The sequence below is a fragment of the Streptomyces sp. NBC_00306 genome (assembly GCF_036169555.1).
Taxonomy (GTDB): domain Bacteria; phylum Actinomycetota; class Actinomycetes; order Streptomycetales; family Streptomycetaceae; genus Streptomyces; species Streptomyces achmelvichensis.
On record NZ_CP108032.1, the window covers coordinates 2101267 to 2116907 of the forward strand.

A 15641-nucleotide genomic window follows, 5' to 3' on the forward strand; every position below is an offset into this window, starting at 1 on the left:
AAGGGGCTGTACGCCCTATCGCATTCGCTTGCTCACGAGACTGCTCCCTTGAGGACCAGGACCCCAGGGTGTGCAGGGGTCCGCGCTTGCCACAGACCTCGCTGCCTGCGGCCTGGTCTTCACCCGGGGCACCCCGCCACGGACGGAGGGTTGCCGGACAGCGGGCCGGGGCCGTAATCGCTGTCACTCATGACCTTGGAGAGCATCCTGCCATACGACGCGGACACCGCAAGGGCGCGGTCCACCATCCGGACCGCGCCCTCGCGCGACGCATCGACCGGTCCTGCCGGCCCCGCCGGATCAGCCCTCGTCGTTGGTGGCGGCCACCCAGCGCTGGAGCGCGTCGTTCGCGGCCCCCGAGTCGATGGCCCGGGCGGCCTGGGCGACCCCGGCCGCCAGTTGTTCGTTCAGCGTGCCGTCCGTCGGATCCAGCGCCACCAGGGCGGCCGCCGAGTTCAGCAGGACGGCGTCCCGCACCGGCCCGGTCTCCCCGCCGAGCAGCCGTCTCGCCACATCGGCGTTGTACGAGGCGTCGGCGCCGCGCAGCGCCTCCACCGGCACCAGGTCGATGCCGATGTCCCGCGGGTCGAACGCCTCCTCGCGCACCGCGCCGTCCCGTACGACCCACACCCGTGAGGTGGCGGTCGTCGTCAGTTCGTCCAGGCCGTCGTCGCCGCGGAAGACCAGTGCCGACGAGCCGCGCTCGGCGAGCACCCCGGCCATGATGGGCGCCATCCGCGCGTCCGCGACCCCGGTGGCCTGCGCCCTGACCTGCGCCGGATTGGTCAGCGGTCCGAGGAAGTTGAAGGTGGTGCGGATGCCCAGTTCCTTGCGCGCCGCGGCCACATGCCGCAGGGCGGGGTGGAACTTCACCGCGAAGCAGAAGGTGATGCCCGCCTCCTCCGCGACCTCGGCCACCCGCTGCGGGGTGAGCTGGAGGTTGACGCCGAGCTTCTCCAGCACGTCGGACGCGCCGCTCGCGGACGAGGCCGCGCGGTTTCCGTGCTTGACGACCTTGGCTCCGGTGCCGGCCACGACGATGGCCGACATCGTGGAGATGTTCACCGTCTTGGCCCCGTCGCCGCCCGTGCCGACGATGTCGACGCTGCGGCCGGGCACCTGGATCAGGTTCGCGTGCTCGTACATGGTGCGTACGAGGCCGGAGATCTCCTCGACCGTCTCGCCCTTCGCCCGCAGCGCCACCGCGAACCCGGCGATCTGTGCGTTCGTCGCCTCACCGCTGAGGATGCGGTCCATCGCCCAGGCGGTGGCGTCGGCGCTCTGGTCGCGGTTGTCGAGCAGCGCGTTCAGCACACTCGGCCAGGAGTGAGCCGCCACGCTGTCGCCGCCGACCGGGGTCACAACGTTCATGGTCCACTCCTGGGTCCACAGCCGATAAGGGGATGCGTCCACCCTATCCAGCCCCGGAGACGGCGAAGGGCCCCGTCCGACGATTGGACGGGGCCCTTCACCTGCTACTGCCGGGAGGTGCCTTTGGCGCTGTGGCGGCGATGCACTCGCTTCAGGCGGTCAGTGGTGGCCGTGGCCGCTGCTGATCTCCCTGAACTCCTCGGGCGTCGGCTTGGGAATCTGGCTTTCCTCGCCGTAGTACGACTTGCTGAGCTTGACCCGCATCCGCTGGGCCGGGGTGACCTTGCGGCGGACCCCGTTCTCGTCCGTCTCCGGGCCGAGCTCCTCGGGCTTGTACTGCTCGTGCGCGGTGAGCGCGTGCAGGTCGCCCTGGCTGAGCGGCTCGTGGACCTCGACGAACTCACCGTGCGGCAGGCGCTTGATGATGCCGGACTCGCGTCCGTGCAGCACCTTGTCCCGGTCGCGACGCTGAAGACCCAGACAGATCCGCTTCGTGACGATGAAGGCGATGACCGGTCCGGCGAAGAAGAAGATCCGGACGAACCAGGTGATCGCGTTGATCGACAGATGGAAGTGGGTCGCCCAGAGGTCGTTGCCGCCACCGATCAGCAGCACGAAGTAGAGAGTCAGCCACGCCACACCGAAGGCCGTTCGGGTCGGGGCGTTGCGCGGGCGGTCCAGGATGTGGTGCTCGCGCTTGTCCCCGGTGACCCAGGACTCGATGAACGGGTAGACGGCGATCGCGACCAGCACCAGCGGGAAGATCACCAGCGGGATGAACACACCCAGGACGAGCGTGTGGCCCCAGGCGTTGATCTCCCAGCCTGGCATCACACGGATCAGACCCTCGGAGAATCCCATGTACCAGTCGGGCTGTGCGCCGGTGGAGACCTGGTCCGGCCGGTAGGGACCGAGTGCCCAGATCGGGTTGATCGAGGCGACCGCGGCCATCACCGAGATGACACCGAAGACCAGGAAGAAGAAGCCTCCGGCCTTGGCCATGTAGACCGGCAGCAGCGGCATGCCCACGACGTTGTTGTTCGTCCGGCCGGGGCCCGCGAACTGCGTGTGCTTGTGGTAGAAGACCAGGATCAGATGGCCCACCAGCAGACCGAGCATGATGCCCGGCAACAGCAGGATGTGGACCGAGTAGAACCTGGCCACGAAGTCGCCGCCGGGGAACTCCCCGCCGAACAGGAACATCGACAGGTACGTGCCGACGACCGGCACGGACAGGATCGCACCCTGCATGAACCGCACACCGGTGCCCGACAACAAGTCGTCCGGCAGCGAGTAACCCGTGAAACCGGTGAACATGCCGAGGACGAACAGCAGGAAGCCGAACATCCAGTTGACTTCGCGCGGCTTGCGGAACGCGCCCGTGAAGAAGACGCGCATCATGTGCACCAGCATGCCGGCGAGGAACACCAGCGCGGCCCAGTGGTGGATCTGCCGGATCAGCAGACCGCCGCGGACGTCGAAGCTGATGTCCAGCGTCGAGGCGTACGCCTCCGACATCCGCACACCCTGCATCGGGATGTAGCTGCCGTGGTACTCCACCTCGTTCATCGACGGGTGGAAGAACAGCGTCAGATACACACCCGTGAGGATGATGATGATGAAGCTGTACAGGCAGATCTCACCGAGCATGAAGGACCAGTGGTCCGGGAAGATCTTGCGCATGTTGGCCTTGGCCAGGGAGTAGATCCCCAGCCGGCCGTCCGCCCAGTCGGCAACCTTCTCGCCGGCCGGTGCCTTGCGCTTGGACTCTGCTTTGGTACTCATCCGCGCTCCCAGAAGGCAGGACCGACAGGCTCGTCGAAGTCGCCGAGCGCCTCGAGGTGGCCCTCGGCGTTCACACCGATCCGCAGCTGCGGAAGGGCGTGACCGGCGGGACCGAAGATGACACGGGCGCCGTCGGCGAGGTCGAAGGTGGACTGGTGGCACGGGCACAGCACGTGGTGCGTCTGCTGCTCGTAGAGGCTGATCGGGCAGCCGACGTGCGTGCAGATCTTCGAGAAGGCCACGATGCCCTCGTGCGACCACTCGAGCTCGCGCTTGTCCTTGATGTCCTCCGGCTGGATACGGACGATCATCAGGGCCGCCTTCGCGATCTCCTTCTGGAAATCGTGGCTGTCCTCCTCCAGGCCCTCGGGCATGGCGAAGGTCAGCGAACCGACGGCGACGTCCTCGGGACGCAGCGGCTCATTCGTGTTCATGTTGATGAGCTGCTTGCCCTTGGCCCACAGCGTCGAGCGCAGCTTCTTCTCGGGCAGCGGACCGAGGTCGCGCAGCAGCACCACACCGGAGAGCGGCAGCAGCGTCAGCGCACCGAACATCGTGTTGCGGATGAGCTTGCGCCGGCCGATCGCGGACTCCTTGGCGCCCGCCGCGAAGTCGGCCATGACCTTGGCGCGGACCTCGGGCGGTGCGGCGACGGGGTGCCGCTCGTCGACCATCTCCACGTCCGACATCAGGGTGCGGGCCCAGTGGACCGCGCCCGCGCCGATGCAGAAGAGGGCGACACCGAGCGTCATACCCAGCGCGAAGTTCAGCGCGCTGATGTGGCCGAGCGGCCAGATGTAGACGATCTTGTTGACCGGGAAGATGACGAACGACGCGATGAACGCGACCGTTGCCAGCATCGACAGCAGGAACAGGAAGGCAACCGTGCGCTCGGAGCGCTTGGCGGCCCTCTCGTCGATGTCCTGGATACGCGGCTTGTGGGCCGGCAGTCCCGGGTCGGCGAAGGGATCGGCGTCGTGCTTGACGACGGTGGTGCCCTCGTGTCCCGCGCCGTGCGCGGCGGCCTGCTCTGCGGGCAGGTTCTCTTCTGGATTCTCTTGGCTACTCATGACTTCTTGGCCTTAGCGGTGTGGGCCGCGACCCAGATGGCGACTGCGATCAGCGCACCCAGACCGAAGATCCAGCCGAACAGTCCCTCACTGACGGGGCCGAGGCCACCCAGGTTGAGGCCGCCGGGGCTCTCGGACTCCTCGCCGTTCACATTCTTGATGTAAGCGATGATGTCCCGCTTCTCCTGCTCCGGCATCGTCGTGTCGGGGAAGGAGGGCATGTTCTGCGGGCCGGTCTGCATGGCCTCGTAGATGTGCTTCGGGCTCACGCCTTCCAGGCTCGGGGCGTACTTGCCGTTGGTCAGCGCACCGCCCTCACCCGTGAAGTTGTGGCACTGGGCGCAGTTGGTGCGGAACAGGTCGCCACCCTTGGCGATGTCGGCACCCGCGGGGTTGTACTGCTTCTCGGTCGGCGTGATCGGACCGGCGCCGAGCGAGGCGATGTACGCCGCCAGCTGGTCGATCTCGGCCTGCGAGTAGATGACCTTCTTCTTCGGCACCTGGGCGCCCGGCTGCTGGGCCGGCATACGGCCGGTGCCGACCTGGAAGTCGACGGCTGCGGAGCCCACGCCGACCAGGCTCGGGCCGTCAGAGGTGCCCTGACCGCCGGTACCGTGGCAGCTGGCGCAGCCGACGGTGTAGAGCTTCTTGCCCTCCTCGATGGCGAGGGACTGGGCGGTTTCATCGGCCTGCGCCTTGTCCGCGGGTGCGAACGCGGCGTACAGCCCCCCAGTTGCCGCCAGCGCGAGGAGTAGGACGACGACCGCCGCCAGCGGATGGCGTCGTCGTGCGGAGAGCTTTTTCACGGATTACCCCGGTGTCAGGATCTTCTGCGTCGATGCTTCTGGACTGTGTCTGCTTCAGGCAGCGTGTGCCTGCGCCGTTTACTTGATCATGTAGATCGTGGCGAAGAGGCCGATCCAGACGACATCGACGAAGTGCCAGTAGTAGGACACGACGATGGCGGCGGTTGCCTGCTCGTGGGTGAACCTCCTGGCTGCGTACGTTCTGCCGAGAACCAGCAGGAAGGCAATGAGTCCGCCCGTCACGTGCAGACCATGGAAGCCGGTGGTCAGGTAGAACACCGAGCCGTACGGGTCCGACGAGAGCGAGAGGCCCTCGTGCTTGACCAGCTCGGTGTACTCGAACACCTGGCCGCCGATGAAGATCGCACCCATCACGAACGTGATCACGAACCATGAGCGGAGCTTCTTCACGTCACCGCGCTCGGCGGCAAAGACGCCGAGCTGGCAGGTGAGGGAGGAGAGCACCAGGATCGTGGTGTTGGTCGCCGAGAACGGGAAGTTCAGGGTCGAAGCCTTCTCCGACCAGAACTCGGCCCCCGTCACCGATCGCAGGGTGAAGTACATCGCGAAGAGGGCCGCGAAGAACATCAGCTCGGAACTCAGCCAGATGATGGTTCCGACGCTGGTGAGGTTCGGTCGATTGACCGACGGGTGCGCGTGCCCGGTTTCTACTGTCGTTGCTGTCGCCACGACCGACATTATGTCGGTCGCTTATCCCGCCCTCACTCCGGGGGGTGCCGTTCGGTGTGTCAGTGGCTCCCGTCCAGCCCGAACGGCCCATCGAAGCGGTGTCCGAACGGCTGTTGACCGGCTGTGGGACCGAGTAGCATCCGGCCCATCGGTTCCTGAGCCGAGCCGCCGTCGAATCGGAGGAAGAATGCAGCCGACCGCCACCGTGCTGGTCTACAGCGACGACGCCAACACCCGCGAGCAGGTGCGGCTGGCGACCGGACGCAGGCCCGCGACCGACGTTCCGCCGGTCGAGTTCATCGAGTGCGCCACGCTGCCCGCCGTACTGAAGCAGCTGGACCAGGGCGGCGTCGATGTCTGCGTGCTGGACGGCGAGACGGTTCCCGCGGGCGGTATGGGCGTGTGCCGGCAGATCAAGGACGAGATCTTCGACTGCCCGCCCGTGCTGCTGCTGATCGGCCGCCCGCAGGACGCCTGGCTGGCCACCTGGAGCCGCGCGGAGGCCGCTGTGACCCTTCCGGTGGACCCGGTGGAGTTCGCGGACGCACTGGCGGCCCTGCTGCGCGGCAGGCTGGCCGTGGAGGCCTGACGAGCCTGCCGCGTGCCGGTCAGACCTGGGGACGCAGCCGTGCCGTGTCGACGGGGTTCGTGACGGCACCGGTGCCACCACCGGCCACCAGGGCGCTGCCCGTGCGCCACTTGTCCCAGTCCAGGTTCCAGTCGCCGAAACCGTTGCCGAACGGGTCCATCTCGTTTCCGGCACTGTTGACGACCTTCACCACGTCGCCCTCGCGGACGGTATTGAAGAACCACTGGGCATTGCTGGTCGACATGCCCGTGCAGCCGTGGCTGACGTTCGCGGCGCCCTGCGATCCGACGGACCACGGGGCGGCGTGCACGTACTCACCGCTCCAGGTGACGCGTGTGGCGTAGTACACAGGCAGGTCGTACGACTCCGAACTGCCCTCGGCGATGCCGATGCTGGTGCCGCGCATCCGGACGAAGTACTCCTTGGCGAGCACGACCTTGATGCCGTTGCGGGTGGAGAAGCCGGGCTTGCCGGTGGTCACCGGAATGGTGTTGATCACTTCTCCGTTGCGCAGGACCGTCATCTGGTGCGAGGCCGCGTCGGTGATGGCTTCGATCCGGTCGCCGATGGTGAGCTTCAGGCCCTTCGAGGAGCCTCCGTAGAGCTTGTTGGAGACCTTGACGCCCTGGAGGTTGCTGGAGGCGCTCACGGTCGCTCCGGAGGGCCAGTACTCCTTCGGGCGGAAGTGCAGCTTCTTGTCGTCGACCCAGTGCCAGGCGCCCTCCACCGAGGGCTGGGAGTCGACCTTGAGCGCACGTTCGACGACTTGCCGGGCGGCCTTGTCCTTGACGGGGAGGCTGAGGTCGGCCGTGATGGGCTGACCGACGCCGTACGTGCCCGCCTTCGGGCCGAAGGCGACCGTCAGGAGCCGCTTGGCCGGGGCGGTCTCGAAGGTGAGGGTGCGGCTGCCGGGTGAGCCGTCGGAGTCCTCCGTGGAGACCTTGACGGTGTACTTCGCACCGGCCGAGAGCGGGGCGGTGGAGCGCCAGCGGCTGCCGTCCGCGGAGAGTTCGCCGGCGAGGAAGTGCCCCGAGCTGTCGATGACGGTCACATCGGTGATGCGGCCGCTGTCACCCTTGGTGGTGACTTCGAGGGGCTTGTCGGGGTCGACCTTCTTCCCACTGGAGTGGGGCGTGTTGAAGGATATCTGCTCCGCCGCGTCGAACGGTGCGGCGGAGAGCGGATGGGTGTCGGGTTCGCCGCACGCGGTCGCTACCGCCCCGAGGGACACGACCAGCAAGGTGCAGCTCAGAATGGTGCGAAACCGAGGCGTCTGACTCATAAGCACACGTTATGAAGATCAGTCGGTAGCGGCGCGCCGAGAGGCTGCAAATGGACGGACCCGGGTCCCCCTCGCGAGTGAAGGGGATCCGGGTCCGCCCGTACGTTGCTGACGCGGTGTTACTGGTTCTGGCTCTCACCGCGGTAGTACTCGAACACCCAGCCGAAGAGTCCGACGAGGATCAGCGGCGCCGAGAAGTACAGCAGCCACCAGCCCATCGCGACGGCGAGGAAGGCGAGCGCACCACCGACGGCCAGCGAGAGCGGCTGCCAGCTGTGCGGGGAGAAGAACCCCACCTCGCCGGCCTCGTCCGCGACGTCGGCCTCCTTGTTGTCCTGCGCCATCGCGTCGACCCGCCGGGCCGTGAAGGCCAGGTAGAAGCCGATCATGATGCTCAGGCCGAAGGCCAGGAAGAGCGCGGTCGTACCGGCCGGATCCTTCGACCACACGCCGTACAGGATGGCGACGGCGAGGATGAAGAAGCTCAGCCACAGGAACATCTTGCCCTGGATCTTCACTTCCCGACCTCCTTGCCGCCGAACATCTTGGTGTCCTTCTGGCCGGCGTTCTCGAGGGTCTCGAGAGCCGCGACCTCAGGGTGGTGGAGGTCGAAGGCCGGGGATTCGGAACGGATCCGCGGCAGGGTGATGAAGTTGTGCCGGGGCGGCGGGCAGGACGTGGCCCATTCGAGTGAACGGCCGTAGCCCCACGGGTCGTCGACCACGACCTTCTTGCCGTACTTCGCGGTCTTCCACACGTTGTAGAAGAACGGCAGGACCGAGAGGCCCAGGACGAACGAGCTGATCGTGGAGATGGTGTTCAGCGCGGTGAAGCCGTCGGCGGCGAGGTAGTCCGCGTACCGCCGCGGCATGCCCTCGGCGCCCAGCCAGTGCTGGACCAGGAAGGTGCCGTGGAAGCCGATGAACAGCGTCCAGAAGGTCATCTTGCCGAGCCGCTCGTCCAGCATCTTGCCGGTGAACTTCGGCCACCAGAAGTGGAAGCCGGCGAACATCGCGAACACCACGGTGCCGAACACGACGTAGTGGAAGTGCGCGACCACGAAGTACGAGTCGGAGACGTGGAAGTCCATCGGCGGCGAGGCCAGGATGACGCCCGTCAGACCACCGAAGGTGAAGGTGACCAGGAAGCCGATCGTCCACAGCATCGGTGTCTCGAAGGACAGTGAGCCCTTCCACATCGTGCCGATCCAGTTGAAGAACTTCACACCGGTCGGCACCGCGATCAAGAACGTCATGAACGAGAAGAACGGTAGGAGTACCCCGCCCGTCACATACATGTGGTGCGCCCAGACCGTCACCGACAGACCCGCGATCGCGATCGTCGCACCGATCAGACCGATGTAACCGAACATCGGCTTACGGCTGAAGACCGGGATCACTTCGGAGACGATCCCGAAGAACGGCAAGGCGATGATGTACACCTCTGGATGGCCGAAGAACCAGAAGAGGTGTTGCCACAGCAGTGCTCCGCCGTTGGCCGCGTCGAAGATATGGGCGCCGAACTTGCGATCCGCCTCCAGCGCGAAGAGCGCGGCGGCGAGAACCGGGAAGGCGAGCAGGACCAGCACACCGGTCAGCAGCACGTTCCAGGTGAAGATCGGCATCCGGAACATCGTCATGCCGGGTGCGCGCATGCAGATGATCGTGGTGATGAAGTTGACCGAGCCGAGGATCGTGCCGAAGCCGGAGAAGGCCAGACCCATGATCCACATGTCGGCGCCGATACCCGGCGAGCGGACGGCGTCCGACAGCGGGGAGTAGGCGAACCAGCCGAAGTCGGCCGCACCGTTCGGCGTGATGAAGCCCGCGACGGCGATGATCGAGCCGAAGAGGTACAGCCAGTACGCGAACATGTTCAGCCGCGGGAACGCCACGTCGGGCGCGCCGATCTGCAGCGGCATGATCCAGTTCGCGAAGCCGGCGAACAGCGGCGTCGCGAACATCAGCAGCATGATCGTGCCGTGCATCGTGAACGCCTGGTTGAACTGCTCGTTCGACATGATCTGCGTGCCCGGCCGGGCCAGCTCGGCGCGCATGAAGAGCGCCATCACTCCGCCGATGCAGAAGAAGACGAACGACGTGACCAGGTAGAGCGTGCCGATGGTCTTGTGGTCGGTGGTGGTCAGCCACTTCACCACCACATTGCCGGGCTGCTTGCGCCGTACCGGCAGCTCGTTCTCGTACGAGTCGTCAGCTGCTGCGGCGGCACCCTGGGGTTCGTTGAGGATGCTCACAGTTGGTTCTTCTCCGCATTCCTGGCCGGGTCCGTCTGCTCAATGCCCGACGGGATGTAGCCGGTCTGCCCCTTCTCCGCCAGCTCCTTCAGGTGCTGCTGGTAGCGCTCCGGAGAGACCACCTTGACGTTGAAGAGCATCCGGGAGTGGTCGACGCCGCAGAGCTCGGCGCACTTGCCCATGAAGGTGCCCTCCTGGGTCGGAGTCACCTCGAAGGAGTTGGTGTGGCCGGGGATGACGTCCTGCTTCATCAGGAAGGGAACCACCCAGAAGGAGTGGATCACGTCACGAGAGGTCAGGACGAACCGGACCTTCTCACCCATGGGCAGCCACAGCGTCGGACCCGGGTTGCCGTTCTGCGGGTTCCGCGTACCGGGGATACCGGCGTCGTAGACACCGCCGGCGTTGGCCGGGAAGTCGTCGCGGAACCTGTCGGGGATGGCCTGCAGGTCCGCGGACGTCTTCGCGTTGCCTTCGGAGCCCGGGACGTTCTCGATGTAGTTGAAGCCCCAGCTCCACTGGTACCCGACCACGTTGATCGTGTGGGCGGGCTTGTCGGCCAGGGAGAGAAGCTTGGACTCGTCACGCGCGGTGAAGTAGAAGAGCACCGAGACGATGATGAGCGGAACGACCGTGTACAGGGCCTCGATGGGCATGTTGTACCGGGTCTGCGGAGGAACCTCCACCTTGGTGCGGCTGCGCCGGTGGAAGATGACACTCCACACGATCAGGCCCCACACCAGGACGCCCGTGGCGAGCGCTGCCGCCCACGAGCCCTGCCAGAGGGACAGGATCCGCGGCGCCTCCTCCGTGACCGGGGTGGGCATACCAAGGCGGGGGAAATCCTTGTAGGTGCAACCTGTGGCGGTTGCCAGGATCAGGCCCGCAGTCAGCAGCTGCGTCAGCTTCCGCCGCATCGGGCGCCGCGACATGGGGGTACCGCCCGCGCCCCCCAGGGCGTGGGGGAGGTCGGAGCCGTTGGGACTCACGTAGCGCCTTCCCGAGAGTCTCGGCCCGCGCGGCATGCCGCGGCCGTCTCGCTGGTCGGTCGCCGGCCCTGACGCGGGCAGGGGTTTGGATGTTTATGCGGACCAAACCCTACTGGACGCTATTTGGGGTCGCGCGGGGAGGGTGCCCAACGCGCCGTCCGACACCCCGAAGGGATGGAAAGCGTCCGGAATGCCTGCCTCCGGCGGGCATCTGACGCTCCTTCCGGGCCCTGGGGTTAGCGTGGCGACGTGCCCTACTTCGATACCGCGTCCTCCGCTCCCCTGCACCCGGTTGCCCGCCAGGCCCTGCAGGCCTCCCTGGACGAGGGGTGGGCCGATCCCTCGCGGCTGTACCGCGAAGGGCGGCGGGCCAGACTGCTGCTGGACGCGGCGCGGGAGGCGGCGGCGGAGGCCGTGGGGTGCCGCCCGGACGAGCTCGTGTTCACTCCTTCGGGGACGCGCGCGGTTCACCTCGGGGTTTCCGGGGCGCTCGCGGGCCGTCGGCGTGTCGGACGGCATGTGGTGGTCTCGTCGGTGGAGCACTCCTCCGTTCTGCACGCGGCCGGCGACACCGCGACCGAGGTGCCGGTGGACCGGGCGGGCCGGGTGGACCCCGCGGCGTACGCGGCCGCGCTGCGCGAGGACACCGCCCTGGCCTGTCTGCAGTCCGCCAACCACGAGGTCGGCACGGAACAGCCGGTGGACCGGGTCGCCGAGGTCTGCCGTGCCGCCGGGGTGCCCCTGCTGGTGGACGCCGCCCAGTCGCTCGCGTGGGGGCCGGTCGGCGGGGACTGGTCGCTGCTCGCCGCCAGCGCGCACAAGTGGGGCGGTCCCGCGGGGGCCGGGCTGCTCGTCGTGCGCAAGGGCGTCCGGTTCGCTCCCCAGGAGCCCGCCGACGAGCGGGAGTCGGGCCGGTCCGCGGGCTTCGAGAACCTCCCCGCGATCGTCGCGGCGGCCGCCTCGCTGCGGGCGGTACGCGCCGAGGCCGCGGAGGAGGCGGTACGGCTGCGGGCCCTGGTGGACCGTATCCGCGCCCGGGTGCCGGAACTGGTCCCGGACGTCGAGGTGGTGGGCGATCCGGTGCACCGGCTGCCCCATCTCGTCACCTTCTCCTGTCTCTATGTCGACGGAGAGACTCTGCTGCACGAACTGGACCGGGAGGGCTTCTCGGTCTCCTCGGGGTCCTCGTGCACGTCGAGCACCCTGACGCCGAGCCATGTGCTGCGGGCGATGGGGGTGCTGAGCGAGGGCAATGTGCGCGTGTCGCTGCCGCTCGGCACGACCGGGGAGGACGTGGACCGGTTCCTGGAGGTGCTGCCGTCGGTGGTGTCCGCGGTACGGGAACGGCTCGGCGCGCCGACCGCCACGGAGAGCACCGGGCAGGAGCCGTCCCTCGTGGTGGACGCGCTCGGGAAGCGGTGCCCGATCCCGGTGATCGAGCTGGCGAAGGTGATCGGCGACGTACCGCTGGGCGGCACGGTGACGGTGCTGTCGGACGACGAGGCGGCGCGGCTGGACATCCCGGCGTGGTGCGTGATGCGGGACCAGGAGTACGTGGGCGAGGAGACGGCGGAGCGCGGGACGGCGTACGTGGTGCGGCGACTGGTGTAGCGGCGCTTCGGCGGCGGTCGGCGCCGGCGGCCTGGCGGGACCCGGAGCCCCGGCCGGGCTTCGCCGTTCGGGCGCGGCGGCGCGGATTCCGACGGGCGAGCGGACCGGCGGGGCGGCGTGGGGGCCGGGCGAGCGGACCGGGCCGGGGCGGTGCTGTTTCGGCGGGCGCTCGGGAAACCGGTGTTCCGGAGAAACGGCGCTCCCCGCGGACCGCCGTCCGGGGGGAGCTCGACGTACTGACGTAACAGGGGACGGTTCAGCCCAGGTGGCCGCGGACCTCGGCCGCCGCCTCGTGGCCGTACGCCTTGGTGAAGCGGTCCATGAAGTGCGCCCGCCGCAGTGTGTACTCCTGCGTGCCCAGCGTCTCGATCACCAGTGTCGCGAGCATGCAGCCGACCTGTGCCGCGCGCTCCAGGCCCACGTCCCAGGTCAGGCCCGAGAGGAAGCCCGCGCGGAAGGCGTCGCCCACGCCCGTCGGGTCGACCTTGGCCTCCTCCTCGGCGCAGCCGACCTCGATCGGCTCGTGGCCGGCGCGCTCGATGCGCACGCCGTTCGCGCCGAGGGTGGTGACCCGGTGGCCGACGCGGCCCAGGATCTCCTCGTCGGTCCAGCCGGTCTTGGACTCGATGAGTCCCTTCTCGTACTCGTTGGAGAAGAGGTAGGTGGCGCCGTCGAGCAGTATCCGGATCTCGTCACCGTTCATCCGGGCGATCTGCTGCGAGAAGTCGGCCGCGAAGGGGATCTGCCGCGAACGGCACTCCTCGGTGTGCCGCAGCATCGCCTCCGGGTCGTCCGCGCCGATCAGGACCAGGTCCAGGCCGCCGACCCGGTCCGCGACCGACTTCAGCTCGATCTGGCGGGCCTCGCTCATGGCGCCGGTGTAGAACGAGCCGATCTGGTTGTGGTCGGCGTCGGTGGTGCAGACGAAGCGTGCGGTGTGCAGGACCTCGGAGATCCTGACGGACCCGGTGTCCACGCCGTGGCGGTCGAGCCAGGCGCGGTACTCGTCGAAGTCCGATCCGGCCGCTCCGACCAGGATCGGCCTGGTGCCCAGCTGGCCCATGCCGAAGCAGATGTTCGCGCCGACACCGCCCCTGCGCACATCGAGGTTGTCGACCAGGAAGGAGAGGGAGACCGTGTGCAGCTGGTCCGCGACGAGTTGGTCCGCGAAACGGCCGGGGAAGGTCATGAGGTGATCGGTGGCGATGGAACCGGTGACTGCGATTCGCACGGCGATGCGCTCCAGGGGCGGGGGCGGATGACGCTTCACGCTACCGGTTGTCAGGCCGGGGCTGAAGGGCAGAAACTACCCGATAGTAGGGCTTTTTTCGCGGACCTCCCGATGCGTACGGTGCGGATATGACAAAGTCCATCGCCTCCCCCGCGCCGCTCGAGTCCGAGATCTCCCTGGCCCAGCTGCGCGGCGACTGCGTACGGATGGCTCCGCACTGGGTGGTGCCGGCCGCCAAGGCGGCCGCTCCGGTGTCGCCGTCCCGTATCCATGGTGTCGTCGTACCCGCCTCATCGGCACGGCTCCTGGACGCCATGTCTGAATACGGCGACTGAGTCCGGAGCACTCACCGCACGGCCCGTCGAGGGCGCAAGAGTCAACTCCGGGCGCTCCGGGGAACCGTGCGCGCCCCCGCTCCGTCTCATCGGTGCCCCCGTATCCCGGGGACACACGACAAGGAGCGATGCGGTGAGCAGCACGGAGAACACTCACGACAGCTCACGCCGCCGGCGTTCCCCGCTCGCTGTCGCCTCGGTGGCGGCGGCAGTACTGATCGCGGGTGGCGGCAGTGCGTACTTCGCGACGGCCGGCTTCGGCAGCGGCGACGACGGTGCGGACGCCAGAAGCGGTGCGTCCGGCAATGACGCGAAACCGCCGTTGCTCTCGCTGGACACTCCCCGGGACTCGGGCCCCGGGATCGCCCCGGGTGAGCCCGACCCGGGCGGCGGCACCGTCTACCGGGCCGAGGGCAAGCTCCCGGACGGCCCGGAGGAAGCGGCCGTGCACCGGGCGCGGGGTGCGGTCACCGCGGACGAGGTGACGCGCCTGGCGAAGGCGCTCGGCATCCCGGGCACACCCCGGCTCGTCGGGCCCGCCTGGAAGATCGGCGCGGACAAGGACGGCTCCGGCCGGATGCTGGAGGTGAACAAGCAGGCGCCGGGCACCTGGACCTTTTCCGCCTTCGGCGCCGCGCCGAGCGGCGACAACTGTCTGAAGGGCAAGGCCTGTCCGTCCGGCGGCGATGCCGACACCGGACGGACGACCCCCGCCGGCAAGCCGGTGAGCGAGGCGGCCGCGAAGAAGGCCGCCGCGCCGGTACTCGCGGCGCTCGGTCAGAGCGATGCCGCCCTGGACGCACGCCAGTTGATGGGTGCGGTCCGTGTGGTGAACGCCGATCCGAAGGTCGGCGGACTGCCCACCTACGGCTGGACGACGGGCGTGCAGATCGGTGCGGACGGCCAGGTCGTGGGCGGTGGCGGGCAGTTGAAGAAGCCCGCGAAGAGCGCCTCGTACCCGGTGCTCTCCGCCGACGACGCCCTGAAGCAGCTGAACAAGGACGCCCGCGGCGACGGCACGGTCGGTATCGGGGGTTGCGCGACACCGGCACCGGTGGAGGGTGAGCAGAAGCCGGCGGCCCCGTGCGAGCCGAAGAGCGCGAAGCCTGCCACGCCGCAGCAACTGGCGATCGGCAAGGCGGTGTTCGGACTGGCCGCGCAGTACGTGGACGGTCAGCAGGCGCTGGTCCCGTCGTGGCTGTTCGCAGTGGAACCGGCCGGCGGCACAAGGACGTTCACGATCGCCCAGCCGGCGGTGGCACCGAAGTATCTGAAGCCGGCCGAGCCGCCGTCGTCGGCCAAGCCGCCGCAGCAGGACATCGAGCCGACCGCGCCGCCGAAGACAACGGCTCCGCAGTCCGAGCGCCGGGTCCAGTCGTACGCCGTGGACGGGCGGACACTGACGGTCACCTTCTGGGGCGGGGTGTGCAGCGACTACGCGGCGACGGCGACCGAGAAGGGCGGCGAGGTCACGGTACGGATCACCGAGTCCAAGCCGAACCCGGACCGGGTCTGCATCGCGATCGCCAAGGAGCTCACGGAGAAGGTCACGCTGGACAAGCCGCTCGGCGACCGGAAGGTCCTGGACGCGGACACGGGCAAGGCGGTGCCGCTCCAGGGGCGGTGAC

14 protein-coding genes and 1 riboswitch are annotated in these 15641 nt (G+C 68.2%); of the genes, 4 read left to right on the forward strand and 10 right to left on the reverse strand.

Annotated elements, in window-relative coordinates; translation table 11 throughout:
* Positions 1-77: 77 nt before the first annotated feature.
* Positions 78-195: riboswitch (SAM riboswitch) on the reverse strand.
* 105 nt (positions 196-300) lie between these two features.
* From trpD to ctaE, 5 genes are all read right to left on the reverse strand, one after another.
* Positions 301-1371, reverse strand: a complete 1071-nt coding sequence (gene trpD / locus OHA05_RS09435; protein ID WP_328860294.1) for an anthranilate phosphoribosyltransferase — start codon at positions 1369-1371, stop codon at positions 301-303.
* A 159-nt stretch (positions 1372-1530) separates the two neighbouring features.
* Positions 1531-3156, reverse strand: coding sequence for a cytochrome bc1 complex cytochrome b subunit (qcrB, locus tag OHA05_RS09440; RefSeq protein WP_328860295.1), 1626 nt, complete (start codon positions 3154-3156; stop codon positions 1531-1533).
* On the reverse strand, positions 3153-4226 hold the full coding sequence (gene qcrA / locus OHA05_RS09445; protein WP_328860296.1) for a cytochrome bc1 complex Rieske iron-sulfur subunit: 1074 nt from the start codon (positions 4224-4226) through the stop codon (positions 3153-3155). The genes qcrB and qcrA overlap by 4 nt, the downstream gene beginning before the upstream one ends.
* Positions 4223-5032 carry a cytochrome bc1 complex diheme cytochrome c subunit gene (qcrC, locus tag OHA05_RS09450; RefSeq protein WP_313946807.1) on the reverse strand — a complete coding sequence of 270 codons (810 nt, stop codon included), beginning with the start codon at positions 5030-5032 and terminating at the stop codon, positions 4223-4225. The genes qcrA and qcrC overlap by 4 nt, the downstream gene beginning before the upstream one ends.
* Before the next feature lie 78 nt (positions 5033-5110).
* Positions 5111-5731, reverse strand: a complete 621-nt coding sequence (gene ctaE, locus OHA05_RS09455; RefSeq protein ID WP_313946806.1) for an aa3-type cytochrome oxidase subunit III — start codon at positions 5729-5731, stop codon at positions 5111-5113.
* 178 nt (positions 5732-5909) lie between these two features.
* Here ctaE and OHA05_RS09460 point away from each other — a divergent pair, with 178 nt between their 5' ends.
* Complete coding sequence (locus OHA05_RS09460) at positions 5910-6311, forward strand: hypothetical protein (protein ID WP_313946805.1); 402 nt, start codon at positions 5910-5912, stop codon at positions 6309-6311.
* Positions 6312-6330: 19 nt separating this feature from the next.
* Here OHA05_RS09460 and OHA05_RS09465 read toward each other — a convergent pair whose 3' ends face one another.
* The 4 genes from OHA05_RS09465 to ctaC all read right to left on the reverse strand — a co-directional run bounded on the left by OHA05_RS09465 (position 6331) and on the right by ctaC (position 10836).
* Positions 6331-7593, reverse strand: a complete 1263-nt coding sequence (locus tag OHA05_RS09465; protein ID WP_313946804.1) for a L,D-transpeptidase — start codon at positions 7591-7593, stop codon at positions 6331-6333.
* A gap of 119 nt (positions 7594-7712) precedes the next feature.
* Positions 7713-8111, reverse strand: coding sequence for a cytochrome c oxidase subunit 4 (locus OHA05_RS09470; protein WP_313946803.1), 399 nt, complete (start codon positions 8109-8111; stop codon positions 7713-7715).
* Complete coding sequence (gene ctaD, locus OHA05_RS09475; RefSeq protein WP_328860297.1) at positions 8108-9847, reverse strand: aa3-type cytochrome oxidase subunit I; 1740 nt, start codon at positions 9845-9847, stop codon at positions 8108-8110. The genes OHA05_RS09470 and ctaD overlap by 4 nt, the downstream gene beginning before the upstream one ends.
* The gene (gene ctaC / locus OHA05_RS09480) at positions 9844-10836 is read right to left on the reverse strand and encodes an aa3-type cytochrome oxidase subunit II (protein ID WP_391839220.1); all 993 of its coding nucleotides are present in this window, start codon (positions 10834-10836) and stop codon (positions 9844-9846) included. Before ctaC ends, ctaD begins: the two co-directional genes overlap by 4 nt.
* 249 nt (positions 10837-11085) lie before the next feature.
* Between ctaC and OHA05_RS09485 the strand changes: the two genes are divergently transcribed.
* A complete protein-coding gene (locus OHA05_RS09485; RefSeq protein ID WP_328860298.1) occupies positions 11086-12447 on the forward strand; it encodes a cysteine desulfurase/sulfurtransferase TusA family protein in 1362 nt (453 codons plus the stop codon).
* 256 nt (positions 12448-12703) lie between these two features.
* Here the strand turns inward: OHA05_RS09485 and OHA05_RS09490 are convergent, their stop codons facing one another.
* Positions 12704-13678, reverse strand: coding sequence for a carbohydrate kinase family protein (locus OHA05_RS09490; protein WP_313946800.1), 975 nt, complete (start codon positions 13676-13678; stop codon positions 12704-12706).
* Between the two features lie 128 nt (positions 13679-13806).
* Between OHA05_RS09490 and OHA05_RS09495 the strand changes: the two genes are divergently transcribed.
* Both OHA05_RS09495 and OHA05_RS09500 read left to right on the forward strand, forming a co-directional pair.
* The gene (locus OHA05_RS09495) at positions 13807-14013 is read left to right on the forward strand and encodes a hypothetical protein (protein WP_328860299.1); all 207 of its coding nucleotides are present in this window, start codon (positions 13807-13809) and stop codon (positions 14011-14013) included.
* A gap of 133 nt (positions 14014-14146) precedes the next feature.
* Positions 14147-15640 carry a hypothetical protein gene (locus tag OHA05_RS09500; protein ID WP_328860300.1) on the forward strand — a complete coding sequence of 498 codons (1494 nt, stop codon included), beginning with the start codon at positions 14147-14149 and terminating at the stop codon, positions 15638-15640.
* Position 15641: the final 1 nt, after the last annotated feature.